The sequence below is a fragment of the Jannaschia sp. 2305UL9-9 genome (genome assembly GCF_041403465.1).
GTDB lineage: Bacteria > Pseudomonadota > Alphaproteobacteria > Rhodobacterales > Rhodobacteraceae > Jannaschia.
This window is the reverse complement of record NZ_JBGEHM010000001.1, coordinates 154,180-179,214: the sequence shown is the minus strand read 5'-3', so window position 1 is coordinate 179,214 and position 25,035 is coordinate 154,180. Positions and strand designations below refer to the sequence as shown.

General features: G+C 64.8%; 23 protein-coding genes. 9 read left to right on the top strand and 14 right to left on the bottom strand.

Annotated elements, in window-relative coordinates:
- Window positions 1-74: 74 nt before the first annotated feature.
- The 7 genes from V6N07_RS00890 to V6N07_RS00860 all read right to left on the bottom strand — a co-directional run bounded on the left by V6N07_RS00890 (window position 75) and on the right by V6N07_RS00860 (window position 6,010).
- Window positions 75-506 carry a YIP1 family protein gene (locus V6N07_RS00890; protein ID WP_371153330.1) on the bottom strand — a complete coding sequence of 144 codons (432 nt, stop codon included), beginning with the start codon at window positions 504-506 and terminating at the stop codon, window positions 75-77.
- Window positions 507-558: 52 nt separating this feature from the next.
- Entirely contained in the window at window positions 559-1,812 is a 1,254-nt protein-coding gene (gene sufD, locus V6N07_RS00885) for a Fe-S cluster assembly protein SufD (RefSeq protein ID WP_371153329.1), read from the bottom strand.
- Window position 1,813: 1 nt separating this feature from the next.
- Window positions 1,814-2,569: a Fe-S cluster assembly ATPase SufC gene (gene sufC / locus V6N07_RS00880; RefSeq protein ID WP_371153328.1), complete on the bottom strand. Its 756-nt coding sequence runs from the start codon at window positions 2,567-2,569 to the stop codon at window positions 1,814-1,816.
- Window positions 2,570-2,582: 13 nt separating this feature from the next.
- Window positions 2,583-2,942 (bottom strand): hypothetical protein, encoded by a 360-nt coding sequence (locus V6N07_RS00875; RefSeq protein ID WP_371153327.1) that lies wholly within the window; start codon window positions 2,940-2,942, stop codon window positions 2,583-2,585.
- Window positions 2,939-4,447 carry a Fe-S cluster assembly protein SufB gene (gene sufB / locus V6N07_RS00870; protein WP_371153326.1) on the bottom strand — a complete coding sequence of 503 codons (1,509 nt, stop codon included), beginning with the start codon at window positions 4,445-4,447 and terminating at the stop codon, window positions 2,939-2,941. Before sufB ends, V6N07_RS00875 begins: the two co-directional genes overlap by 4 nt.
- Window positions 4,447-5,481 carry a cysteine desulfurase family protein gene (locus V6N07_RS00865; RefSeq protein WP_371153325.1) on the bottom strand — a complete coding sequence of 345 codons (1,035 nt, stop codon included), beginning with the start codon at window positions 5,479-5,481 and terminating at the stop codon, window positions 4,447-4,449. Before V6N07_RS00865 ends, sufB begins: the two co-directional genes overlap by 1 nt.
- Before the next feature lie 70 nt (window positions 5,482-5,551).
- Window positions 5,552-6,010 carry an Rrf2 family transcriptional regulator gene (locus V6N07_RS00860; protein WP_371153323.1) on the bottom strand — a complete coding sequence of 153 codons (459 nt, stop codon included), beginning with the start codon at window positions 6,008-6,010 and terminating at the stop codon, window positions 5,552-5,554.
- Between the two features lie 217 nt (window positions 6,011-6,227).
- On the opposite strand from V6N07_RS00860, the gene V6N07_RS00855 reads away from it, so the two are divergent.
- From V6N07_RS00855 to V6N07_RS00830, 6 genes are all read left to right on the top strand, one after another.
- Window positions 6,228-6,881, top strand: coding sequence for an alpha/beta hydrolase (locus tag V6N07_RS00855; RefSeq protein WP_371153322.1), 654 nt, complete (start codon window positions 6,228-6,230; stop codon window positions 6,879-6,881).
- Between the two features lie 161 nt (window positions 6,882-7,042).
- Entirely contained in the window at window positions 7,043-7,279 is a 237-nt protein-coding gene (locus V6N07_RS00850; RefSeq protein ID WP_371153321.1) for a hypothetical protein, read from the top strand.
- The gene (locus tag V6N07_RS00845) at window positions 7,272-7,865 is read left to right on the top strand and encodes an HD family hydrolase (RefSeq protein WP_371153320.1); all 594 of its coding nucleotides are present in this window, start codon (window positions 7,272-7,274) and stop codon (window positions 7,863-7,865) included. Before V6N07_RS00850 ends, V6N07_RS00845 begins: the two co-directional genes overlap by 8 nt.
- A 371-nt stretch (window positions 7,866-8,236) precedes the next feature.
- Window positions 8,237-9,445 (top strand): NADP-dependent isocitrate dehydrogenase, encoded by a 1,209-nt coding sequence (locus V6N07_RS00840; RefSeq protein ID WP_371153319.1) that lies wholly within the window; start codon window positions 8,237-8,239, stop codon window positions 9,443-9,445.
- Window positions 9,446-9,571: 126 nt separating this feature from the next.
- Window positions 9,572-10,192: a YitT family protein gene (locus tag V6N07_RS00835; RefSeq protein ID WP_371153318.1), complete on the top strand. Its 621-nt coding sequence runs from the start codon at window positions 9,572-9,574 to the stop codon at window positions 10,190-10,192.
- Window position 10,193: 1 nt separating this feature from the next.
- Entirely contained in the window at window positions 10,194-10,526 is a 333-nt protein-coding gene (locus tag V6N07_RS00830) for an SMR family transporter (protein ID WP_371153317.1), read from the top strand.
- Here the strand turns inward: V6N07_RS00830 and alaS are convergent.
- On the bottom strand, window positions 10,523-13,168 hold the full coding sequence (alaS, locus tag V6N07_RS00825; RefSeq protein WP_371153316.1) for an alanine--tRNA ligase: 2,646 nt from the start codon (window positions 13,166-13,168) through the stop codon (window positions 10,523-10,525). The genes V6N07_RS00830 and alaS overlap by 4 nt on opposite strands.
- Window positions 13,169-13,332: 164 nt before the next feature.
- Window positions 13,333-14,403 carry a recombinase RecA gene (recA, locus tag V6N07_RS00820; protein ID WP_371153315.1) on the bottom strand — a complete coding sequence of 357 codons (1,071 nt, stop codon included), beginning with the start codon at window positions 14,401-14,403 and terminating at the stop codon, window positions 13,333-13,335.
- Between the two features lie 178 nt (window positions 14,404-14,581).
- On the opposite strand from recA, the gene V6N07_RS00815 reads away from it, so the two are divergent.
- The gene (locus V6N07_RS00815; protein ID WP_371153314.1) at window positions 14,582-15,169 is read left to right on the top strand and encodes a gamma-glutamyl kinase; all 588 of its coding nucleotides are present in this window, start codon (window positions 14,582-14,584) and stop codon (window positions 15,167-15,169) included.
- 10 nt (window positions 15,170-15,179) lie between these two features.
- On the opposite strand, the gene V6N07_RS00810 is transcribed toward V6N07_RS00815, so the two are convergent.
- The 3 genes from V6N07_RS00810 to guaB form a co-directional block, all read right to left on the bottom strand.
- Window positions 15,180-17,672, bottom strand: coding sequence for an ATP-binding protein (locus V6N07_RS00810; protein WP_371155351.1), 2,493 nt, complete (start codon window positions 17,670-17,672; stop codon window positions 15,180-15,182).
- A gap of 131 nt (window positions 17,673-17,803) precedes the next feature.
- Window positions 17,804-18,976 carry an RsmB/NOP family class I SAM-dependent RNA methyltransferase gene (locus V6N07_RS00805; RefSeq protein ID WP_371153313.1) on the bottom strand — a complete coding sequence of 391 codons (1,173 nt, stop codon included), beginning with the start codon at window positions 18,974-18,976 and terminating at the stop codon, window positions 17,804-17,806.
- A 68-nt stretch (window positions 18,977-19,044) separates the two neighbouring features.
- A complete protein-coding gene (guaB, locus tag V6N07_RS00800; protein WP_371153312.1) occupies window positions 19,045-20,490 on the bottom strand; it encodes an IMP dehydrogenase in 1,446 nt (481 codons plus the stop codon).
- Window positions 20,491-20,632: 142 nt separating this feature from the next.
- Between guaB and V6N07_RS00795 the strand changes: the two genes are divergently transcribed.
- On the top strand, window positions 20,633-21,187 hold the full coding sequence (locus tag V6N07_RS00795) for a hypothetical protein (RefSeq protein ID WP_371153311.1): 555 nt from the start codon (window positions 20,633-20,635) through the stop codon (window positions 21,185-21,187).
- A gap of 4 nt (window positions 21,188-21,191) precedes the next feature.
- Here V6N07_RS00795 and V6N07_RS00790 read toward each other — a convergent pair whose 3' ends face one another.
- Window positions 21,192-22,031 carry a universal stress protein gene (locus V6N07_RS00790; protein WP_371153310.1) on the bottom strand — a complete coding sequence of 280 codons (840 nt, stop codon included), beginning with the start codon at window positions 22,029-22,031 and terminating at the stop codon, window positions 21,192-21,194.
- Window positions 22,032-22,178: 147 nt separating this feature from the next.
- Between V6N07_RS00790 and thrS the strand changes: the two genes are divergently transcribed.
- Window positions 22,179-24,125 (top strand): threonine--tRNA ligase, encoded by a 1,947-nt coding sequence (gene thrS, locus V6N07_RS00785; protein ID WP_371153309.1) that lies wholly within the window; start codon window positions 22,179-22,181, stop codon window positions 24,123-24,125.
- A 238-nt stretch (window positions 24,126-24,363) separates the two neighbouring features.
- On the opposite strand, the gene V6N07_RS00780 is transcribed toward thrS, so the two are convergent.
- Window positions 24,364-25,035 carry an SOS response-associated peptidase gene (locus tag V6N07_RS00780; protein ID WP_371153308.1) on the bottom strand — a complete coding sequence of 224 codons (672 nt, stop codon included), beginning with the start codon at window positions 25,033-25,035 and terminating at the stop codon, window positions 24,364-24,366.

Sequence of the window (25,035 nt, the reverse complement as noted above, 5' to 3'; positions counted from 1 at the left end):
GAGGTATCACAGACCGCGCCGGGCGGTCTGTCTGTCAGATAGGGGAAGACCGTCAAAGGCAAGGCGACAGGCCGTCACGGCGCGCGTTCGACCACCGTCAGCCCGCCGATCCAGATCCAGAGGAAGGCCATCAGCACGATCAGTCCGACCAGCGACAGCGCTGGACCGGGCCCGATGAACCCCGCCGTCAACCCGTGCAGCAGCATGGCAGGCGATACCGCAAGCAGCGACCAGAACAGCGCCAGCCGGGCCCCGAACCACGTGCCACCGCCGCCCACGGCCCGTGCCACGAGGTGCGAGATCGCCGCCAGCCCATAGAACAGCAGGGGCGCGACGAAGATCCACGCCATCAGCGTGCCCCCCATCAACAGCATGAAGTCCTGCCCCGTCTCGTATGCCTCGCGCGACAGACGCGGCAGCTGCGCCACGAAGACCATGAAGCAGCCGATGATCAGGAACACGAAGGCCATGTCCTCGCGCTGTCCCTGCGCGAGCAGGTCGCGCATGACGTCACGGGGCCGCAGCCAGGCGCGCGGTATGTCACGGGTGACCGACATCTCAGGCGCGGGACAGCCAATCGGCCATCAGGTCGGAAACCGTCTCGCGCAGATCCTCGTCCTCGATCTCCTCCAGGGCTTCGGCGAGGAAGCTGAGCACCAGAAGATCCGTGGCTTCGCGGTGGGGCACACCACGCGACCGCAGGTAGAACAATGCCGTCTCGTCGATCGCCCCGGTCGTGGAGCCATGCGAACAGGCCACGTCGTCGGCGTAGATCTCCAACTCCGGCTTGGCGAGGAAGACGCTGTCGTCGTCCAGCAGCAGGCTCTGGCTGATCTGGTAGCCATCCGTCTTCTGCGCGCCTTCCTTCACGAGGATCTTGCCCTGGAACACACCCGTGGCGCCGTCGCGCAGAACCTTCTTGAAGACTTGGCGGCTTTCGCAATTCTCGGCGTCATGAGTTACAAACACGGTGTCGTCATGGTGAAAGGCCCCACGCCCGAAGGCCGCGCCGGCCACGGTCGCGCTGGCATCGTCGCCGGTCAGTTCGATCACGGCCTCGTTGCGCGCCAGTTTGCCATTCGCGGAAAGGGTGAACGACTTCAGCACGCTTTCCGCGCCAAGACGGGCGAACAGATGCGTGGCATCATGGCGATCCGCTTCGGGTCCCTGAATGCGGATGTGGTGCAGCGCGGCCGCATCCGCAATCTCGACCTCGGTCACCTGGTTGGACCGGGCACCGGGGGCGCCGACCTCCAGCACTGTCAGGGAGGCGCCGCCCTCGACCTTGATCACGTGGTGCAGGATGGGGTCCCCCTCCTGCGTGTTGCGGATCAGGACGGGTTCATCGACCGCCCCGGTCGCGCGCAGCAGGATGCCGTCGGTTGCATAGGCGGAGTTCAGCGCCGCCAGCGGCCGTTGCACGGGGCTCGACCCCTTCGCCTCCAGCGTCGCATAATAGTCCCGCACCCAGTGGATGTCCGCCTCGGCGGCCTGACGCAGGGTAGACACCTCCAGCCCATGTGGCAGGCTGTCGGGCAGCGTGATGACGTCGCCCGCGACCTCGATCACGATGGCATTCGCCGCGTCGAACACCGTCAGGTCCGCGCCCGCGCCCGACACATCCGGAACCGGCTGTGTCAGTGCACGAGGGTTCGTATAGCGCCAGTATTCGTCCCGGCGCGTCGGAAGACCGATGGCCAGCAGGCGTTCCTTGGCGGCGCTGCGCGCCTGACCAAGCCAGCCGCCGTCAGACGGTTCGGCCAGGGCGTGCAGCCGCTCGTCCAGCGCAGTTTGCTGTGCAGCAGGCAACATATCAGGCCACCTCGTTCAGGATGTCGGCATACCCGTTCTGCTCGACCTCGAGCGCCAGTTCGGGGCCGCCCGACTTGACGATCCGACCATCGGCCATGATGTGCACGACGTCCGGTTTGATGTGGTCCAGCAGGCGCTGATAGTGCGTGATCACGAGGAAGCCGCGCCCTTCGCTGCGCAGGGCGTTGACGCCGTCGGACACCAGCTTCATCGCATCGACGTCGAGGCCGGAGTCGGTCTCGTCGAGGATGCACATCTTCGGCTCCAGCATCGCCATCTGAAGGATCTCGTTGCGCTTCTTCTCACCGCCCGAGAAACCGACGTTCACGGGACGCTTGAGCATGTCCGCATCGATCTTCAGATCCTTGGCCTTTGCGCGGACCTCCTTGAGGAAATCACCCGCGGAAAGCTCCTCTTCGCCGCGCGCCTTGCGCTGTGCGTTCACGGCGGTGCGCAGAAAGGTCATGTTGCCGACGCCGGGGATCTCGACCGGGTATTGGAACGCGAGGAACAGGCCAGCGGCTGCACGCTCTTCCGGCTCCATCTCCAGCAGGTCGTCGTCAGACAGATGTGCGGAACCTTCGGTCACTTCGTAGCCGTCGCGCCCGGACAGCACATAGGAAAGCGTAGACTTACCGGACCCGTTCGGCCCCATGATCGCATGGACCTCGCCCGCAGGGACGGTCAGGTCGATCCCCTTCAGGATGCGCTTGTCTTCTTCTTCCAGCTTTACGTGCAGGTTCTCGATCTTCAGCATGTCTTGTCCTTCTTCAGCGGCGCTTGCCGCGAAAATCATCGAATTTCATCAACTCGCCCCGCTTGTCGGCGGCAGCCCGTCTCTTTTCCGTCTCGTCGCGCCTGTAAGCCTCGGCCAGCGCGACCATCTTGTCGGTGTGGGCATCGTCCAGACGCTCCAGCACGTTGATTGCAATGGCGAAGGCCACAGGGCCCACCACGATCCCGCACAGGGTGGCCAGGCGATCCCATCCCAGCAGCAGATCCAGAAGCGACCCGCCGAAGGCCCCGACGACCATTGCCGGGAGGAGGAGATGCAGGCCCACGCGGGGCAAGGCGCGCAGCACCTCCAGTGGCGTCGGAACGACGCGACCGGAGGGGCCGCGGCCGGTCACCCCACCGACCCTTCCAGCGAGATGGCGACCAGCTGCTGTGCCTCCATCGCGAATTCCATCGGCAGCGCCTGAAGCACTTCCTTGCAGAACCCGTTGACCACCAAGGCCACCGCCTCCTCCTCGTCCATCCCCCGCGAGCGGCAGTAGAACAGCTGATCGTCATCCACCTTGGAGGTGGTGGCCTCATGCTCCACCCGAGACGAATTGTTGCGCACCTCGATGTAGGGAACCGTGTGCGCGCCGCATTCCGACCCGATCAGAAGGCTGTCGCACTGCGTGTAGTTGCGCGAATTCTTCGCCTTCGGGTGCATCGACACGAGGCCGCGATAGGTGTTCTGGGCCTTGCCCGCGCTGATCCCCTTGGAGACGATGCGCGACTTGGTATTCTTGCCCAGGTGAACCATCTTGGTGCCGGTGTCGGCCTGCTGGTAGTTGTTGGCGATGGCGATGGAATAGAACTCGCCCTGGCTGTCATCGCCGCGCAGGATGCAGGACGGGTATTTCCACGTCACGGCGGACCCGGTTTCGACCTGCGTCCACATCACCTTGGACCGGGCACCCCGGCAATCGGCGCGCTTGGTCACGAAGTTGTAGATGCCGCCCTTGCCGTTCTCATCACCGGGGAACCAGTTCTGAACGGTGGAATACTTGATCTCCGCATCGTCGAGCAGGACCAGTTCCACGCAAGCCGCGTGCAGCTGTGCCACGTCGCGTTGCGGCGCCGTGCAGCCCTCGAGGTAGGACACGTAGCTGCCTTCGTCCGCGATGATCAGCGTCCGCTCGAACTGACCGGTGTTTTCCGCGTTGATGCGGAAATAGGTCGACAGCTCCATCGGACAGCGCACGCCCTTGGGAATGTAGACGAAGCTGCCATCCGAAAAGACCGCTGCGTTCAGCGTGGCATAATAGTTGTCGGACTGCGGAATGACCGATCCGAGGTACTTTCTGACCAGTTCCGGATGATCCTGGATCGCCTCGGAGATGGAGCAGAAGATCACGCCCGCCTTGGCCAGTTCCGCCTTGAACGTCGTGCCCACGGAAACGGAGTCGAAGACCGCGTCCACGGCAACCTTGCGGTCCTCGGGTGCGGGTTCGACGCCGGCCAGCAGGGCCTGCTCCTTCAACGGAATACCCAGCTTCTTGTAGGTTTCCAGCAGCTTCGGGTCGACCTCGTCCAGCGACTTCGGCTTGACCGTCATCGATGCCGGGCGGGCATAGTAATACTGATCCTGGAAATCGATCTTGGGATAGTCGACCATCGCCCAGGTCGGCTCCTCCAGATGGACCCAGCGGCGATAGGCCTCCAGCCGCCATTCCAGCATCCACTCGGGCTCGTTGTTCTTTTGCGAGATCAGGCGCACGATATCCTCGGAAAGGCCCTTGGGGGCGTATTCCATCTCGATATCCGTGTCCCAGCCGTGCTTGTAGGTGCCCGACAGCGCCTTGACCGCATCGACGGTTTCGGCGTCCACGCCTTCCTTGACCTGTACTTCATCCAAGCTCATCACCGTCTCCTGTTCCTCAGGCGCAGGAAGGTTTCAACGAACCGCCCCACCTGATCTTCTGTCGTGTCCGGCCCGATGCTGACGCGTATCGCGCAGTCGGCCTCGCCCGGTCCAAATCCCATTGCGCTCAAAACGGCGCTGCTGCGTACCTTGCCACTGGAACAGGCGGATCCCGCGGATACCGCGAAACCGGCCAGATCCAGCGCCATCACCTGTGTCTCGCCCCGCCAACCCGGCGTGATCAGACAGGATGTATTGGGCAACCGTTTCGATTCCTTCCCGACTAAAATAGTCGGATTGCCCGCTCCCTCAAGACTTGTTTCTAGAAAAGTTCTAAGTTGTGCAACCCGGGCGGAGGCTCCTTCCTCAAGATCGCGCGCCGCCGCCTCGGCCGCCGCGCCGAAACCGGCGATTCCGATGATATTTTCCGTCCCGGACCGGCGGCCCATTTCCTGCCCCCCGCCCCTTATCTGGGATACGACATCAAGCCCGCGCCGGATCACGAGCGCACCGATGCCCTTGGGCCCGCCCAGCTTGTGCGCCGAGATCAGGGCCATATCGACGCCGCTCCAATCGAAGGCCACGGGCACCTTGCCGAAGGCCTGCGTCATGTCGCTGAGCGCCAGTCCCGCCGGCAGATCCTGCATCACCCCAGTTTCGGAGTTCGCCAGTTGCAGAACGCTGTCGCCCGGCACGTCCACGGACACATAGCCATCGGAATCGACGGACAGGGCGCCGTCGCCCCAGGCTGCGACGGCCTCATGCTCGACCGCCGCCGACGACAGGCCACGCCCCGCCATGGCAAGGGCCGCGCCTTCCGTCGCGCCGGACAGAAAGACGACGTCGGACCCCGTCGCGCCAAGGGCGGCGGCAACCTGCGCGCGGGCACGCTCCACCAATGCCTTGGCCCCGCGTCCTTCGGCGTGGACGGACGACGGGTTCCCGACGACATCCATCGCCGCGATCATCGCCTGCCGCGCTTCGACCCGCAGGGGCGCCGTCGCGTTCCAATCGAGGTAGACACGCTCGCCCATCGACCGTTCCTTCCGTATTTCGGTATTGCTCAGGATGACGCGGGAAGCCGGGCCTGACGCGACGCTTCGGTCACTCGTCGATGAGTTCGAACAGGTTCGGCACAGCGGGACAGGGCGTCAGTTCATTCTGCACGACATCCGACAGGCGCGTCTGATGCAGAAAGACATATACGTGCGCCGACAGCGATTCCCACAGCCGGTTCGTCATGGATTGTGCCCGCGACCCGGACACCGCGCCCTTGGCCCCTGCCCCGGTGTGCATGGCGCTGACCGACTCGTCCACCGCCTCGAGGATGTCGGAGACACGGATCTCGGTCGCAGAACGCGACAGCTGATATCCGCCCCCCGGACCCCGGACCGACACGACCAGCTTTGCGCGCCGCAGCTTGACGAACAACTGCTCCAGATACGGCAGCGAGATGTCCTGACGCCGGGAGATGTCGCCAAGCGAGGTCAGCGTGCCGTCAGGCTGCATGGCCAGATCCGCGAGGGCAACCATCGCGTAGCGGCCCTTGGTGCTCAACTTCATGACGCCCCCTCCTTGGCTATGCCCGCGTCCTCGCATTGACCTTGGCGCGGGCACCGCATACATGGCGGGATCGCGGGATCGGGTGTTTGCGGGGCTTACTGCCCCGGCCCCTGCCCCGTCAATGACGACCGACCCGGCGCCTGACGCAACCTTCGGCCAACCGCGGCGCAGATGCGCCCCATGGCCTGCGACAGACGACCCACGCGAAGGAGTGACGATGCCCGAAGTGATCTTTCCCGGCCCCGAGGGTCGCCTAGAGGGGCGCTATCACCCGCAGAAGGTCAAGGATGCGCCGATCGCGATCGTCCTGCATCCGCATCCGCAGTTCGGCGGAACGATGAACAACCGGGTCGTCTACAACCTGCACTATGCCTTCCTCGAGATGGGCTTCACGGTTCTGCGGTTCAACTTCCGCGGCGTCGGCCGGTCGCAGGGCGAATACGATCAGGGTGTCGGCGAGCTGTCTGACGCGGCGTCCGCCCTCGACTACCTGCAATCGATGAACGCCAACACCAAGCATTGCTGGGTCGCCGGCTTTTCGTTCGGGGCGTGGATCGGAATGCAGCTCCTGATGCGCCGCCCCGAGATCACCGGCTTCATCAGCGTATCGCCCCCGGCCGACCGCTACGACTTCAGCTTCCTTGCGCCCTGCCCGTCGTCCGGCCTGATCATCAATGGTGCAGGCGACCGCGTGGCCCCGCCAGCCGATACCCGCACCCTCGTGGGCAAGTTGCACGAACAGAAGGGCATCACGATCACGCACGAGGAAGTTGAAGGCGCAGGCCACTTCTTCGAGGATCCGCACATGGACCCGATGATCGACAGCGTGAAATCATATGTCACCCGCCGGTTGACCGAAAACACACGCTGACGGTGTCGTTCACGACAAAGACGTTTCAGGCCGTGCCATGCGCGGCCTGCAATCGCCATGCTGCCGCCCTTGGCGAAGGCCTCTTTCCCTTCGGACTTGGCTTGCCCCCGGCGCGTGACCTAGGATGCTCTGCGGACAGGAACCAAGTGGCAGGATGAACCATGGCCATCGCTGAAACCCTTGCAGACAAGCTGGCGACCGACGTCATTCGCCACGTCGAGAAGACCGGGGACGAAGACATCATCACGATCATGTCCCAGGCCCTTGGGGACAGCTCGCAGACCTTGCAGGAAGCGTTCATCACCTCTGTCCGGGTGCAACGCGCCGCGATCCGCGCGAACCGCCTGCTCAAGCGTCGCATCGCGGAACATGAGGCCCGGACGAACGGCGATGGATGAGGCCCGCGCCGACCTCGACGCGCGGATGGCCTTCCTTGTCGAGGCCGGGCGCCTGACGGAGGTCGACAGGGCCACGCGCGTGGTCGGCGGACAGCGGCAGGAAAATTCCGCCGAGCATTCCTGGCACCTCGCCCTGTTTGCGATGACCCTGTCCCCCCATGCGCCGGAAGGCGTGTCGATCGATCGGGTGATCCGCATGCTGCTGCTGCACGATCTGGTCGAGATCGACGCCGGGGACGTGCCGTTCTTCGGCGCGGGCGCCGAGGACACCGCCGCACAGGAGGCGCGCGAACAGGAGGCGGCAGATCGCCTCTTCGGCCTGTTGCCCCCGTCGCAGGCCGCCGAATTCCGCGCGATCTGGGACGAGTTCGAGGCCGCTGAAACGCCGGATGCCCGCTTTGCCAAATCCGTGGACCGCTTTCAGCCGCCTGTTCTGAACCTCGTGACGGGGGGCGGGTCGTGGCGTGATTTCAACGTCACCGAAGACCGCATCCATGCGCGCCTCGGCCCGAAAATCGAACGCGGTGCGCCCGACCTCTGGTCATGGCTCCGCCCCCGAATCGCGGCGTTTTTCGCGCGCGACTGATCCGGGCGGGCATCGTCCTGCGGCGCAAGCGCAGCCCAAACCCTCGGATAAAAAAGCGTAAACCTTTCGGCTAATACGCCCCGCTACGCCGCAGTGTTGCCGCGCCGGGAACAATGCCGCCTCACGGAAGCCGTTTGCGTAGGTCATTCTGTTAACGAATGACGGCTAGGAACACCCTGCTCGTCAGCAGAATCCGTCTCTGTTCCTGGTCGCGTGACCTTGAAGACGGCAGGCCCGGCCAATGGTACGGCCGGGCCGATCCCTTTCGTCGGCACCGACAAATATTCGGTATGCAATCGCATACAGACTGGCTTCCTGCGGTCAGATGCGCTAGGACGCGCGCGATACCACCCCTGACCAGAGGCTTTGGAATGACCAAGATCAAGGTAGAGAACCCGATCGTCGAACTCGACGGCGACGAGATGACCCGCATCATCTGGGACTTCATCAAGCAGAAGCTGATCGTGCCTTACCTTGATGTGGACCTGCTGTATTACGATCTGGGCATCGAAGCCCGCGACGACACCGACGACCAGATCACCGTCGATGCCGCCGAGAAGATCAAGGAAATCGGCGTCGGCGTGAAATGCGCCACGATCACCCCGGACGAGGCGCGCGTCGAGGAATTCAACCTCAAGCGCATGTATCGCAGCCCGAACGGCACCATCCGCAACATCCTGGGCGGCGTCATCTTCCGTGAGCCGATCATCTGCTCGAACGTGCCGCGCCTCGTGCCCGGCTGGACGCAGCCGATCGTCGTCGGCCGCCACGCCTTCGGTGACCAGTACCGCGCCACGGACTTCCTGTTCCCCGGCAAGGGCAAGCTGACCATGAAGTTCGAGGGCGAGGATGGCACCGTCATCGAACGCGAAGTCTTCGACGCCCCCGACTCCGGCATCGCGCTGGCGATGTACAACCTCGACAAGTCGATCTACGACTTCGCGCGCGCCTCGCTGAACTACGGCCTTGGCCGCGAATATCCCGTCTATCTTTCGACCAAGAACACGATCCTCAAGGCCTATGACGGCCGCTTCAAGGACATCTTCCAGAAGGTCTACGAGGAAGAGTTCGAGGACCAGTTCAAGGCCAAGGGCATCCACTACGAGCACCGCCTGATCGACGACATGGTCGCGGCTTCGATGAAGTGGTCGGGCGGCTATGTCTGGGCCTGCAAGAACTACGACGGCGACGTCCAGTCGGACACCGTGGCACAGGGCTTCGGCTCGCTCGGCCTGATGACCTCGGCGCTGATGACGCCGGATGGCAAGATCGTCGAGGCCGAGGCCGCCCACGGCACCGTCACGCGCCACTACCGTCAGCACCAGGCCGGCAAGGAGACGTCCACCAACTCCATCGCGTCGATCTTCGCCTGGACCGGTGGCCTGAAGCACCGCGCCAAGCTGGACGACAACGCACAGCTGAAGACCTTTGCCGAGACGCTGGAAAAGGTCGTCGTCGACACCGTGGAAGCGGGCGACATGACCAAGGATCTCGCCCTGCTGGTCGGTCCGGACCAGAAGTGGCTGACCACGATGGGCTTCCTCGAGAAGGTCGATCAGAACCTGCAGGCCGCACTGTAATATCCGGTTTCGGCCTGCCTGGCAGGCCGACCAATGCGGGGGCCAGCCCCCACACCCCCAGGATACCTGTGGAAACAAAGAAGGGGCGGTCTGGACATCGGGCCGCCCCTTTCCTACGCCGAAACCATGGCATCAGATACCGAACCGCACCGCGCCCTGCGCCACAGCCTGCTGGAAGACGCCCAGGCCTTCGTTCTTGGTACCACCCTTTGCGCGCTCGGGGTGCAATTCCTGACGGCAGAGAGCCTGATCACCGGACAGACAGCGGGGCTTGCCGTCCTGCTCAGCTATGTCTCGGATTGGTCCTTCGCGGTCTGGTTCTTCGTCCTGAACCTTCCGTTCTACGTTCTTGGCTGGCTGCGCCTCGGTCCCCTGTTCGTCGGCAAGACCGTGATCGCCGTCACGATGGTTTCCACCATCTCGACGCTGCTGCCACAGCTTGTCACGATCTCGGTCGCCTCGCCGTGGCTGTCTTCCTTTCTGGCCGGCTGCATCACGGGTCTTGGGCTGATCGTGATCTTTCGCCATGGTGCGTCACTGGGCGGCGTCGGCATCCTTGCCCTGTGGTTGCAGGAGCGGACGGGCATTCAAGCCGGTTGGGTGCAGCTGGGCTTCGACCTCGTGCTGTTTGCGGGGGCCTTTGCCGTACTCGATCCTTCGCTCGTGGCGGCGTCGTTGCTGGGCGCGGTCGTCGTGAACCTCATCATTGCCGTGAATCACCGGCGTGATCGCTACGTAGGGCGATAGCATGCGCGACTGGATGTTCCTGACCCTTGCCATCGTGTCGGAGGTCATCGGCACTTCGGCCCTGCAGGCCAGTGCACAGTTCACGCGCCTTGTTCCGGCCGTGGTCGTCGTCGTGGCCTATGCCCTGTCGTTCTGGCTTTTGGCCCTGGCATTCCGGTCGATCCCCGTGGGCATCGCCTATGCCATCTGGTCAGGCCTCGGGATCGTCCTGATCGCCAGCATCAGCTGGATCGTGTTCGGACAGAAACTGGACCTGCCCGCGGTGATCGGCCTTGGCCTGATCATCGCGGGCGTCGTCGTCTTGCAGTTGTTCTCGAAGGTCACACCGCACTAGCCGCGCAGCACGGCCTCGACCGCGGCCAGCGCCGCATCAGCCTGCGCAATGTCCGCGCCGCCACCCTGTGCCATCTCGGGACGACCGCCACCGCCGCGCCCGCCAAGCGCCTCGACCGCCGCCTTGACCAGATCGACCGCGGACACGCGATCCGTCAGATCGGACGTCACACCGGCGGCAACCGCTGGCTTGGCCCCCGTATCCGCGATCAGAACGACCACACCGGACCCGAGCGCGGCCTTCTGCGCGTCCACCATCGGACCGAGATCCTTGCCGGACACCCCGGAAATGACCTGCAGGACGGCCTTCAGACCATCGATGTCCCGCGCTTCGCCACCCTGTGCCATGGCGGCATCCCGGCGCAGCTGTGCAACCTCGTTTTGCAGGGCCTTCCGCTCATCCATCAGGGCCTTGACCCGTGCGCCCACCTCGTCGGGTTGCGCCTTGAACAGGTTGGCAAGCTCCGCCATGCGGCTGTCCTGCGCGCGCAGGTGATCCATTGCCGCCTGACCGGTCAGCGCCTCGATCCGCCGCACGCCCGCACTGCTGGCCTGATCGCCCAAGGCCACGAATGCGCCGATTTCGCCGGTGCGGGCGACATGGGTGCCGCCACAAAGCTCGATCGAGTAGGTGCGCTTGTCGGTGCCCTTGCCGGACCCGTCCTGCGTGCCCATCGACACGACCCGCACCTCGTCGCCGTACTTTTCGCCGAACAGGGCCTGGGCGCCCAGATCACGAGCGGCATCCGGCTCCATGATGCGGGTCGCGACTTCGGTGTTCTGACGGATGTAGGCGTTCACGTCCGCCTCGACCTTTGCCAGCTGCTCGGGCGTGACGGCGTGGCCATGGCTGAAGTCGAACCGCAGACGGTCATCGGCATTCAGCGATCCGCGCTGTGCGACATGATCGCCGAGCGCTTCGCGCAACGCCTCATGCAGAAGGTGGGTCGCGGAATGGTTGGCGCGGATGGCCGACCGGCGCGCGTGATCGACGGTCAGAACGGCCGCCTGCCCCGGCGCGATGCGCCCTTCTTCGATCTTTGCGACATGCATGAACACACCGGCCGCCTTGCGGGTATCGGTCACACGGGCCCGTCCGGTCGACGTCGTGATGGTACCCGTGTCCCCGACCTGACCGCCGCTTTCGGCGTAGAACGGCGTCTGGTTCACCACGATGGTCACGCTGTCGCCAGCCGAGGCATCCTCGATCTCGGCGCCGTCGCGCACGAGTGCCGACACCTGCCCCTCGGCGGTTTCCGTGTCATAACCAAGAAATTCGGTCGCGCCGTCGCGGTCGGCAAGGTCAAGCCAGATTGCGGCGTCGGCCTGCTCGCCGGAGCCGGACCATGCAGCGCGGGCGCGGGCCTTCTGCTCGGCCATCGCGTCATCGAACCCTTCGGTATCGACCGACAGGCCCTTTTCGCGCAGGGCGTCCTGCGTCAGGTCCAGCGGAAACCCATAGGTGTCATACAGCTTGAACGCGGCCTCACCGCCCAGAACGCCGCCTGCGGGAATGGCCGAAACCTCGTCCTCCAGCAGGCGCAGACCACGGTCCAGCGTCGTGCGGAACCGCTCCTCCTCGCCGCGCAGGGTTTCCTCGATCAGGGACTTGGCGCGCACGAGTTCGGGGTAATGCTGTCCCATCTGCTGCACGAGGGCGGGCACGAGGCGGTGCATGACCGTATCCTTGGCCCCTGCCTGATGCGCATGCCGCATGGCCCGGCGCATGATCCGGCGCAGGACATATCCGCGCCCCTCGTTGGATGGCATGACACCGTCGGCGATCAGGAACCCCGTCGACCGCAGGTGATCGGCAATGACGCGGTGATGGACATTGTCCGGACCATCCGGGTCGGTCGACGTGACATGTGCGCTGGCCTCGATCAGGGCGCGCATGAGGTCGGTATCGTAGTTGTCGTGCTTGCCCTGCAACAGAGCACCGACACGTTCCAGCCCCATGCCGGTATCGATCGACTGCATGTCCAGAGGCTTCAGCGTGCCGTCGGCGAACTGCTCGTTCTGCATGAAGACGAGGTTCCAGATCTCGATGAACCGGTCGCCGTCCTCGTCCGGGCTGCCCGGAGGGCCGCCGGGGATATGATCGCCGTGATCATAGAAGATCTCGGTGCAAGGCCCACAAGGCCCTGTCGGACCCATCCGCCAGAAGTTGTCGTCGGTGGGGATGCGGATGATCCGGTCATCCGACAGACCTGCCACACGCTTCCAGATGGAGGCAGCCTCGTCATCGGTATGATAGACCGTCACCAGAAGGCGATCGGGATCGATCCCGAATTCCTTGGTGATCAGGCCCCAGGCAAGGGCGATCGCCTCGTCCTTGAAGTAGTCGCCAAAGCTGAAGTTGCCCAGCATCTCGAAGAAGGTGTGGTGCCGCGCGGTATAGCCGACATTGTCGAGGTCATTGTGCTTGCCACCGGCGCGCACGCATTTCTGACTGGTGGTCGCGCGCACGTAATCGCGTGTTTCGGCGCCCGTGAACAGGTTCTTGAACTGCACCATGCCCGAGTTCGTGAACATCAGGGTCGGGTCGTTGCGCGGCACGAGGGGCGAGCTGTCGACCTTGGCATGACCGTTGGCGGCGAAGTAATCGAGGAATGTCGAGCGGATATCGTTGAGACTGGCCATGCGGTTTCCCCCTTGCGATGCGCGCCGTTCCTAGACGCGCCCCCGTCGCCTGTCGAGTGGTCGAAACGCGAAAGGGGCCGCCTATCGGCAGCCCCCCGGCAATTAGATCGATAATGCAGCACCGGCCGTTGCCGAAACAGGCTGCCGTGCCGGCCGATCCCGACCTATTCGTCGAAGATCTCGTCCTTGTCCGCCTTGTCCATCTGGAAGTCCAGGCCGTGGGCGGCGCGGATCTTGTCCTCGATATCCAGTGCGATGTTCGGGTTGTCGCGCAGAAACTGCTTGGAGTTCTCGCGCCCCTGCCCGATCCGCTCGTCGCCATAGCTGAACCAGGCACCGGACTTGTCGACGACGCCGGCCTTCACGCCCAGATCGAGCAGCTCGCCCATCTTGGAGATGCCCTCGCCATACATGATGTCGAATTCAACCTGCTTGAACGGTGGCGCCACCTTGTTCTTGACGACCTTGACCCGTGTCGCGTTGCCGACGACCTCGTCCCGGTCCTTGATCGCACCGATGCGGCGGATGTCGAGGCGGACGGAGGCATAGAACTTGAGCGCGTTGCCCCCGGTCGTCGTTTCGGGCGACCCGAACATGACACCGATCTTCATCCGGATCTGGTTGATGAAGATCACCATGCACCCGGAACGGTTGATCGAACCGGTCAGCTTGCGCATGGCCTGGCTCATCAGGCGGGCATGGACACCGACCGAACTGTCGCCCATGTCGCCTTCCAGCTCCGATTTCGGCGTCAGGGCCGCGACCGAGTCCACGACGACCAGGCTGACGGCACCGGAGCGCACGAGGGTATCGACGATCTCCAGCGCCTGCTCGCCGGTATCGGGCTGCGAGATCAGCAGTTCGTCCAGATCGACCCCGAGCTTGCGGGCGTATTGCGGGTCGAGCGCGTGTTCGGCGTCGACGAAGGCGCAGACGCCGCCCTTCTTCTGCTCTTCCGCGATCGCGTGCAGCGTCAGGGTCGTCTTGCCCGAGGATTCCGGGCCATAGATCTCGATGATGCGGCCCTTGGGCAGCCCGCCGATGCCGAGCGCGATATCGAGACCGAGGGATCCGGTCGATGTCGCCTCGATATCCTTGAGGACATTGTCGCCCCCGAGTTTCATGATCGAGCCCTTGCCAAACTGACGCTCGATCTGCGCCAATGCGCTGTCGAGGGCCTTCTGTTTGTCGCCGTTACGTTTTTCAGCCATTTCGAGGAGGTTCGCCGTTGCCATCAGTTCCGCCCTTGTTACATGCTGCCGCCCAAGCGGCAATCGCGGTTTCTGTTCATGCCTTGTTCTTGCAATCATACATGGTACAAAAGCGGAACATTTGCAACCCCGCCGGGGATGTTCTCACGCTAGGCAGCCTTGGTTAATTTATAGTTACCTGAGCGGAGGCACCCGGAGCCACATGCTGATATTCTGGAAACACCGGTTCGCCATGTTGGCCGTGCCGAAGACCGGGACGACTGCGCTCGAGAATGCGCTCGCACCGATGGCCGACGCGGCAATCGTCAATCCGCCGGGCCTGAAACACTGTACGGTCGGCAAATACCGCAAGGAACTGGCCCCATTCTTCGAACGGAACGGGCGGCGGCCGCTGGAACTTGTCGCCGTGATGCGCGAGCCCGTCGACTGGCTGGGCAGCTGGTTCCGCTATCGCTCTCGCCCGGCGCTGGATGGGCAGGCGAATTCGACCAGTGGAATGACCTTCGATGCGTTCCTCGAAGCCTATCTGAGCGATCCGCAGCCCGATTTCGCCAAGGTGGGTGCGCAATCGAGGTTTCTGCAAGGCGGTGTCGATCATCTGTTCCGGTATGACCGGCCCAATGACCTTCTGTCTTTTCTTCAAAACCGCCTCGGACCCTTGCCAGCGTTCGGACGCCACAACGAGTCCCCCCCGGGGCAGCTGCACGTTTCCGCCGGGATGGAAGACCGCCTCCGGAAGGCATGCGCAAAGGATTTCAAGCTTTGGCAGGACCTGCTCGACAAGGGCTAGGCCCCATCGATCAATGCAGCACACGCTCCACCGTTCGCGTCAGATCGGACAGGGAGAACGGTTTGGGCAGGAATACCGCATTGGGGACCGGGATGCTCGTTTCCGACAAGGCATCCTGGGCATAGCCGGACATGAAGACCGTCCGCACATCGGGCCGTTCCTTCAGCGCAAGCCTGACCCAACTCGGGCCATCCATACCGGGCATCATCACATCCGTCACGAACAGATCCACCACGAGGTTCGCGTCTTCCAGCGCGTCCAACGCATCCTCGGCGTTGGCGGCCTCCAGTACGGTATAGCCACGCAATTTCAGGGCGCGTGAAGCAAAGGCCCGGACCGGTGCCTCATCCTCCACGAGCAGCACGACAGGGCTGCGCGCCGTGTCTTCGACCGCATCCTCGGCGGCGGCGATGATCCGCGCGGTCCGCGCATCGATATCGGTCTCGGGCAATGCGTTGTCGGTGGAATGTTCGACGATCTGCGCATCGACGACGTCGCCTTCGACACGGATCGGTGCCGCGTTCTGCGCCGCATTCGGGGGGCCCTTGGGGGTGGCATCGGACAGGGGGCGATGCCTGCCGTCCTCTCCATTCGGCAGGTCGGCACGAGCTTGAACGAAGGACGGGATGCCGTCATTGGCCGCCCTCGCAGGCGCCGCGTCGGGATTGGCCGGGAAATAGAGGCTGAAGGTGGCCCCCGCGCCCTTGACGCTGTCGGCAAAGATATAGCCGCCCGATTGCTTCACGATCCCGTAGGCCATGGACAGGCCGAGGCCCGTCCCCTCCCCCGGACGCTTGGTCGTGAAGAAGGGCTCGAAGATGCGCTGAAGCTTGTCGTCGGGAATGCCGACCCCTTCATCTTTGACGGTGACGACGACGAACTGCCCCGCGGGCACGGTCACCCTGTCCCGGGTCAGCGGAGCGGCAAGATAGCGGCACTGCGTCTCGATCCGGATCTCGCCGCCATCCGGCATCGCGTCGCGGGCGTTGACGACAAGGTTCATCAAGACCTGCTCCAGCTGTCGCCGATCCCCCCGGATCGGCATCAGGGCCGGATCATGGTCAAGCCGCAATCGGACCCGTTCCCCGACAAGACGGTTCAGCAGGTGCGTCAGATCCCCGAGCGTGTCGCGCAGGTCGACCTGTTGCATCTCCAGCGTCTGCTTTCGGGAAAACGCCAGCAGCTGTCCGACGAGGGCGGCGGCCCGATTGGCGTTCTGGGTGATCTGCGTCAGGTCGGCGTAATCTTCATCCCCCTCCCGGTGACGCAGGAGCAGCAGGTCGCAATGGCCCGAGATCGCCGTCAGAAGGTTGTTGAAATCATGCGCCACGCCGCCCGCCAACTGACCGATGGCCTGCATCTTCTGGCTCTGGACGAACTGCGCCTCCATAGTCTTCAACTCGGTCGCGTCGTTCAGCACCGCGATCAGCCCACCGGCGCCGTCGCCAAGTGGTCGCCCCAGTGTGATCTGCAGAAAGGTCTCCGTCGCGACGCCGGTCACACGCACGATCTCTGGCCGGTAGAGGCCCCGGCCGCTCGCCGCCTCGGCGACCCATTCCTTCACGGATCGCCCCAGACCTTCGACCATGGTGGCCAGCCGGCCGTCCTGCTTGCAGTCGGCAGCGGGCAACAGGTCCTTGGCGGACTGGTTGGCAAACACGACACAACCTTCCGCGTCGAGCCGCAGCAGGGCCACGGGCAGCGTATCCATCGCGACACGCCCGTCGGTGTCGTCATCTGCCGGCAGGACGAATACCTCCTGCCGACCATTGACCGCGTCCGACATGACAATGCGAACCGTCTGCCATCCGTCCTTGGTGTCGATCCGGTTGAGGTAGCCGTTCTTGAGGGGCAGTTCCTCGAACACGTCGCGCAGACGTTTCGCACGTCGACCGACCTGTGACCTCAGAACCTCGTTCATGAATAGGATCGTGCCACTCGGACCGAAGGTCAGGGTCGGCAGGCCGATCCCATCGGCGGATCGCTTGGGCCGGTCCAGAAGATCCTCCAACCGCCAAAGATATCCGCCCGGAATGCGGTTCACGGCGACGCGCACATGGCCGCGCTTGGTCACGACATCTTCGCGTGCCGAGGTCTCGGTCTCGGCCATCGTCCGCAGGCGATGAACGACGGCATCCGGATTGGCGAACAGGCTTTCGAAGGCCCGCGTCATGGGCTTGCGCTTTTGCGGACCGAACCGGTCCGTCGCCGCGCGGTTCTGCGCATAGATCGCGCCCGTGTCATCGGTGCAGAAACCCGGCGCGGAATCGTGGTCGAGAAATTCCATCACGACGGACAACCGATTGCGCGCCACCACCGCCATGACCTTGTGCGTAATCTCCAGCGAGATCGCGATCGTCATCAGGGCAGCGGCCGAGGCAAACAGGACGATCCGCGTCGATGCCACCTCCGCCGCGAACGCGCCGATCAGGGCGGCGAATGCAACGACCAGGAAGACCGCCGTGCCCATACGCAATTGTCGCGCCGTGAAGGTCGCATGCACCAAGTCGTTCGCCCCCGCGGAGGTCGGACCTGCCCCCGTCGCCTGAGATTCGTGGTCCAGTCTATCCGGCAGAATGGTTAAAGCACCCTTAACTTTTCTGGGGCTGACAGGGCATCCGGATGGCGCCCTGATCAGTTGCGGCGCAGAACCGACAAGTGGAAGCCGTCGGCACCGTCAAGCGGCGAACATTGCCACCGCTGAACCAGGCTGACGTCCCCCCGACGCGAGAGAACTGCATCGACGATGTCCGCATTTTCCCCGGCCAGGAGCGAACAGGTCATATAGGCCGTCCATCCGCCGGGTTTCGTCAGGTCGATCGCCCGGTCCAGGATCTGCGCCTGCAACGCCGTCAGTTCCTGCAGACGTGCGGGCGTCAGGCGCCATTTCGCCTCTGGTGCGCGGCGCCAGCTGCCCGACCCGCTGCAGGGGACATCCGCCACGACGCCGTCGAACCGCGTCTTGCGGTCGAGCGTCGTCAGCACCTTGATCCGTGCGCCTGCGCGTTCGGCACGGGTCGGCACATCCCGCATCCGCGCAGCGTCGATGTCGTGCACGGAAATATCGGCATCGACCCGCGCCGCAAGGGCCAGCGCCTTGCCACCACCGCCTGCGCAAAGGTCGAGGATCGCCTCGCCGGACGCGGCGGGCACGCGATCCACCAAGGCTTGCGACCCGGCATCCTGAAGCTCGAAAAGGCCATCCACGAAGCTGTCCAGAAGGGTCAGACCACGCGTCTTGCCGGTGACGATGACGGCCGTCTGCGAAAGCGGGTGCGGCGTCGCCTCCACGCCTTCACCCGCGAGGCGCGCAATCAGGGCGGCGCGCGTTACGCGGGCAGAGTTGGCGCGCAAGGTCACCGGCGCGCGGTCGCGCAACGCCTCGAAGATCGCGGTCGCCCCATCCCCGAGGCTGGCCTGCGCCAGTGGCCAGAGCCAGTCCGGACAATCCAATGCAACGGTATCCGGCGCCCTGCCCGGGGCGGGCATTTCGGACAGGGGTGCCGGGGCGTGCCCCTCGCCGGTGAACAGCTGACCAAGGTCCTCGCCCTGCCCCGACAGAAGACCCGCCATGACCGCCCTGCCCGTCATCTGCTCCATTGGGACATCGCCGAGACCACCGGCCCAGGCCGACGACCGCAGGCGTCGCAACGCATCAAAGACGTGGTCACGCACGGCCGCCCGGTCGCGGGAACCTGCGTAGCGGCTGCCCCGTGCCCAGGCCGTCAATTCCCGTTCGGCGGCCGAACCGGCAAGGACCTGATCGAGAACTTCGATCGCGGCCTGAACCCGTGCACCGGGCGTCATGCGCGCGCCCCGAGAGCCGTGAAACCCGACTCGCCGACAGACCGTGCGAAAAACGCCCCGACCATCGGTCAGCTTGCCCGGTAGTTCGGGGATTCCCGGGTGATCTGCACGTCGTGGACGTGGCTCTCGCTCAGGCCGGCGCCGGTGATCCTGACGAACCGGCACCCGCCCCGCATCGCATCGACGGTGGCACAGCCGGTATACCCCATCGCCGCCCGCAGACCGCCAACCAGCTGATGGATGACCTGCCCCGCGCTGCCCTTGTAGGCGACCTGGCCCTCGATCCCCTCGGGGACCAATTTGTCGCTGGCCGCGTCCTTCTGGAAGTAGCGATCCGCCGATCCCCGCGCCATGGCGGCCATCGACCCCATCCCGCGGTAGGATTTGAACGACCGTCCCTGGTACAGGATGACCTCACCGGGGCTTTCGTCGGTGCCCGCGATCATGCTCCCGACCATTGCGCAGGACGCGCCCGCGGCGATGGCCTTGGCGAAATCGCCCGAATACTTGATGCCGCCGTCCGCGATGACCGGCACGTCGCCTGCCGCGCTCGCCGCATCCATGATCGCCGTCAGCTGCGGCACGCCGACCCCGGCCACGATCCGCGTGGTACAGATCGATCCCGGCCCGATACCGACCTTGACCGCATCCGCCCCCGCACCGATCAGGGCGCGCGTCCCTTCGGCGGTGGCCACGTTGCCGGCAACCACCTGCACCGTGTTCGACAGCCGCTTGATACGATCCACGGCAATGCCGACACCTTCGGAATGGCCATGCGCGGTATCGACCACGATCAGGTCGCACCCCGCATCGATCAACGCCTCGGAGCGTTCGAACCCGGCATCGCCGACCGTCGTCGCAGCGGCCACGCGCAGACGCCCCAGATGATCCTTGCAGGCCTGCGGGTTCAGGACCGATTGCTCCAGATCCTTGATGGTCATCAGGCCGGTCAGCTTGCCTTCGCCGTTCACGACCAGCAGTTTCTCGATCCGGCGGGCCTGCATCAGGCTGCGCGCCTCGGCGGTGTCTACCGGTTCCTGCATGATGGCGAGGTTGTCTGACGTCATCATCGCGTGGACAGGCGTCGCATCATCCGTGGCAAAGCGCATGTCGCGGTTGGTCACGATGCCGACGACCCGACCGTCGCGCACCACGGGGAACCCCGTGACCCGGTAGCGGTCCTGCAAGGCCTTGGCATCGGCCAGCGTCTGGTCCGGGGTCAGGGTGACGGGGTTGTAGACCACGCCGCTTTCGAACCGTTTGACGCGGCGCACTTCCTTCTGCTGCTGGTCGATGTCCAGATTGCGGTGGATGACGCCCATTCCGCCGGCCTGCGCCATGGCTATGGCCATTCTCGCCTCGGTCACGGTATCCATCGCCGAGGACAGCAGCGGAATGTTCAGGGCGATCGATTTCGTCACTTTGGTGCGCGTGTCTGCCGTGCCCGGCAGGACCTGGCTCTCGGCTGGAACGAGCAAAACGTCATCGAAGGTCAGGGCCTCGCGAATCTCCATCGGGTCTCTCCGGAAGGTGGGTTCGGTTGGCGGTTTCCTATTTCACGGGTTGAACAGGATGGAAAGCCCCGTGGCGGCCCCGACCCTTGCCGTGATCAGCCCCCGGCCGGTAAGGTCGTGCGACCTGCAAGAAGGAAACACCATGCACAGACGAATGTTCACGTCGCTGGCCCTCATGGCCCTCGCCTCGGCCTGTGGCGGGCCGACCGGAACCGCCCTGACCCGTGACGAACGACGCGCCCTGCGGATCGCAGCATTTCCGGTCGCGACGGAGGGTGCGGATTTCCGCAACGGAGGCCCCGATTTCCGCAACCGCCTCGTGCCGGACCTGTCGGGCGCCATGCGGCGGGAATTCTCGGATGTCGTCGATCCATCGGGCTGGACCGCTCAGGCCGAGATCGCGGTGCTGGATGTTGTCGGCGGCACGGCGACGGCGACGGGCCGGGGCCAGAGCCGCCTGTCCGGGACGTTGCGCCTGATCGATCCCTCCGGGGGCCTGCGTGCGTCCATTCCGATCACGGTGACCGCAGGCGCCGCACGCGAAACCAGAAGCGGCCAGGCCATCGGCGCCCTGACCGGCGGGCGGCGCGGGTTCTACGATGACCTCGTCGATGCCTTCGCGCGCGAGGCGCGGCTGCTGACGCTGGGCGAGGATCTGCCCGGTGAACGTCTGGTCCGCCGGGCGCGCGATCTCTGAGCCGTCAGATCGCCGGCGCGATCAGCACGTCGCAGGTCGCCGACAGCGCCACGTCCTCGGCCGTCGACCCCAGGAGCAGACGTGCAAGCCCCGCACGGGCGTGGCGCCCCATGGCCAACAGGTCAGCCTCGCCCGTTTCGGCACGCCGGCGCAGGACGACAGCGGCCGGGCCGATGCCAACTTCGGCCCCGAGACTGGCGGACGCCTCGCCCCGGTGGGTGGCTGCGGCGCGCATCATCTCCGACCGCATGTCGTCGATCGCGTCGGTCGACAGGAAACCGCCCGTCTCGAAGGCATAGGGGGCGCCCGTCGCAACCTCCTGCCACGCGTTGACGAGGGTGATCTCGGCGGTCGGCGCAACGGCCCGCGCATGGGTCAGCGCGGCCTCGCCGGCAGGCGAAAAGTCCCAGCCGACGGAGACGGTGGCATATGCCTCCTCCGGCCGCCCGATGGCAATCAGCACCGGAACGGTCACCCCGCGCAGCAGACGCGACAACGTCGGGGCGCCCAGAAGTTCCGACAATCCCCTGTTGCGATGGCTGCCAAGCACCAGCAGATCGATTCCGCCTTCCGACGTCATCCGGGGCAGCAGACGTTCGATATGCCCCGCCTCGACCGAAACCGCCGGCCCGAGATCCGTCAGCAGCGCGCTGTCCGCGATCATCGCGGAGAGCAGTCGCTCCGCCTCCTCCGTCCGTGTCTGAAGCACGGCGGCCGGCACATCGTCGTCGATCACATGTACGATCCGCAGATCCGCATTCGATTCCCTGGCCAGATGCGCGGCCCGCAGGACCGCCCGGTCGGACCGTGGGCTAAGATCGGTTGCCACCAAAATCGTCTTCATCGCGTCGCCCTCCTGCAGTGACGGGGCGATAGTGACCACGGCTTCGACAGCTGCGCCTTGACGCGGATCAACCCGGTCGTCAAAAGCGCGCCACACATAACCCGCAACCGGGCGTTCCGTGGGCGCCAAAACGACGGAGGACACGGCATGTCCCAGATCACTCTCACCTTTCCCGATGGCAATTCGCGCGACGTTCCCGCAGGCACGACGCCCGCAGAGGTGGCCGAGAGCATCTCCAAATCGCTATCGAAAAAGGCCATTTCCGCGACCGTGAACGGCGCGCACCATGATCTGGCCTGGCCCATCGAGGCCGACGCGAAGATCGCGATCAACACGATGCAGGACGAAGAACCGGCGCTGGAGCTGATCCGTCATGACCTCGCCCACGTCATGGCCCGCGCCGTGCAGGAGATCTGGCCCGACGTGAAGGTCACCATTGGCCCCGTGCGCGATTATGGCTGGTTCTACGACTTCGACCGGGCCGAACCCTTCACCCCCGAAGACCTTGGCCAGATCGAAGCCAAGATGAAGCAGATCATCGCCGCCCGCGACACCGTCCGCACCGAGGTGTGGGACCGCGCCCGCGCGCGCAAGCACTACGAGGATGCGGGCGAGCCGTTCAAGGTCGAGCTTCTGGACCGTATTCCGGGTGACGAGCCGATCCGCATGTACTGGCACGGGGATTGGCAGGATCTGTGCCGTGGCCCGCACCTGCAGCACACCGGGCAGATCCCGGCGGATGGTTTCAAGCTGACCCGCGTGTCCTCGGCCTACTGGCTGGGCGACAGCACGCGGCCGCAGTTGCAGCGCATCTACGGCATCGCCTTCCGCAATCGCGACGACCTCAAGGCCCACCTCAAGTTTCTGGAGGAGGCAGAGGCCCGTGACCACCGCCGCCTGGGCCGCGAAATGGACCTCTATCACATGCAGGAAGAGGCGCCGGGTCAGGTTTTCTGGCACCCGAACGGCTGGACGATCTACACGACGCTGCAGGACTTCATGCGCCGCAAGCAGCGTGCCGACGGCTATGTCGAGGTGAACACCCCGCAGGTCGTCGACCGCAAGCTGTGGGAAGCATCGGGCCACTGGGACAAGTATCAGGACCACATGTTCATCGTCGAAGTGGACGAGGATCACGCCCGCGAAAAGGCGATCAACGCGCTGAAGCCGATGAACTGTCCCTGCCACGTGCAGGTCTACAACCAGGGCCTGAAATCCTATCGCGACCTGCCGCTGCGCATGGCCGAATTCGGCTCCTGCTCGCGCTACGAACCCTCGGGCGCGCTGCACGGGATCATGCGGGTGCGCGGGTTCACGCAGGACGACGCGCACATCTTCTGCACCGAGGAGCAGATCGAGGCGGAATGCGCCAAGTTCATCCGCTTCCTGTCCTCGGTCTACGAGGATCTGGGGTTCGAAAGCTTCGACATCGCCTTTGCCACCCGTCCCGAAAAGCGGGTTGGCAGCGACGAGAGCTGGGACCACGTGGAAAACGCGCTCGAGTCGGCGATCAAGACGGTCGGCGCCCCCTACCGGATCGAGGAAGGCGACGGCGCCTTCTACGGCCCGAAGCTCGACTTCTACCTGACCGATGCCATCGGGCGCGTCTGGCAATGCGGCACCTTCCAGGTCGACCCGAACCTTCCCGAACGCCTCGGCGCGTCCTACGTGGCCGAGGATGGCAACAAGCATCGTCCCTACATGCTGCACCGCGCCTGCCTCGGGTCGTTCGAACGGTTCATCGGCATCTTGATCGAGAACTCCGCCGGCAAGCTGCCGTTCTGGCTGGCCCCGCGTCAGGTCGTCGTGGCCTCCATCGTGTCCGAGGCGGATGACTATGTCGCCGAAGTCGTCGCCGCCCTGACCAAGGCCGGCGTGCGGGCCGAGGCGGATACGCGCAACGAAAAGATCAACTACAAGGTCCGCGAACACAGCCTCGGCAAGGTTCCCGTCATCCTCGCCATCGGCAAGCAGGAGGTGGAAAAGCGCACCGTCACCCTGCGCCGCCTTGGCGAAAAGGCAACTCAGGTCATTGATCTCGATACCGTGGTCACCGACCTCGGCGCCGAAGCGACGCCGCCCGACCTGCGCTGACGGCTGCGCCCGGGTGCCAGAAAAGAAACAATCGGCCCGACGAGGGCCGATTACCGCGAGATTGCCGTCACCCTGCCCCAATCGGGCCACATTTCAACGATAACGCTGATCCCAAGGCGACGATCCGGCGCGGGGTTGATCAATCTCCCCCCTTGCGATCCCCCGGTCGGGTCAGTTGCCCTCTCTCCCAAGACTGGTCGGCCCGTGCCCAATTGCGCGGGTCGCACCATGTTCAGGATCACTTATCCCCATCATCCACCAGCGGGTCGATCAGTTCGGGCCCTTCGGCACGGCTCGAATTGACGGCGCGCGCCACCCTGTACCGGACGATCCTGTCTGGCGGCGCAGCCCGCATCAGGGGGGCGGCCTTGCCCTCGCCCTCTCCCAGCCAGAGCGCCCAGTCCGACGGCGCAAGGGTCACAGGCTCGCGGTGATGGACCTCGGCCATGGTCGGACCGGCGGCGCAGCTGACGATGGCACAGGTCGCGAAACGGTCCGGCCCCCAATCCTGCCAGATGCCCGCAAACACCAGCGGCGCGCCGGACGGATCGTGGAAATACCACGGCAGGCGCGTTCCCTCGGCGGTCTTCGTCCATTCGTAGAACCCGGTCGCCGGGATCAGGCAACGGCGGCTGCGACAGGCGTCGCGGAACGCGGGTTTCCGTGCGATCGTCTCGGCCCGCGCATTGATCAGCAACGGGCCTGCCGTCGGCGTATCATACCATGTGGGCAGGAACCCCCAACGCATCGACACCAGCGCCCGCCCCCCGTTGCCCCCGCGCACGACGGGCACCTGCGTCGTCGGACAGATGTTCCATCGCGGTCCGATCGGCAGGTCGTTTGCCGGAGCGGCCGAAAAGACCTGTGCCATCGCATCATGCGGCAGCGTCAGGGCATATCGCCCGCACAT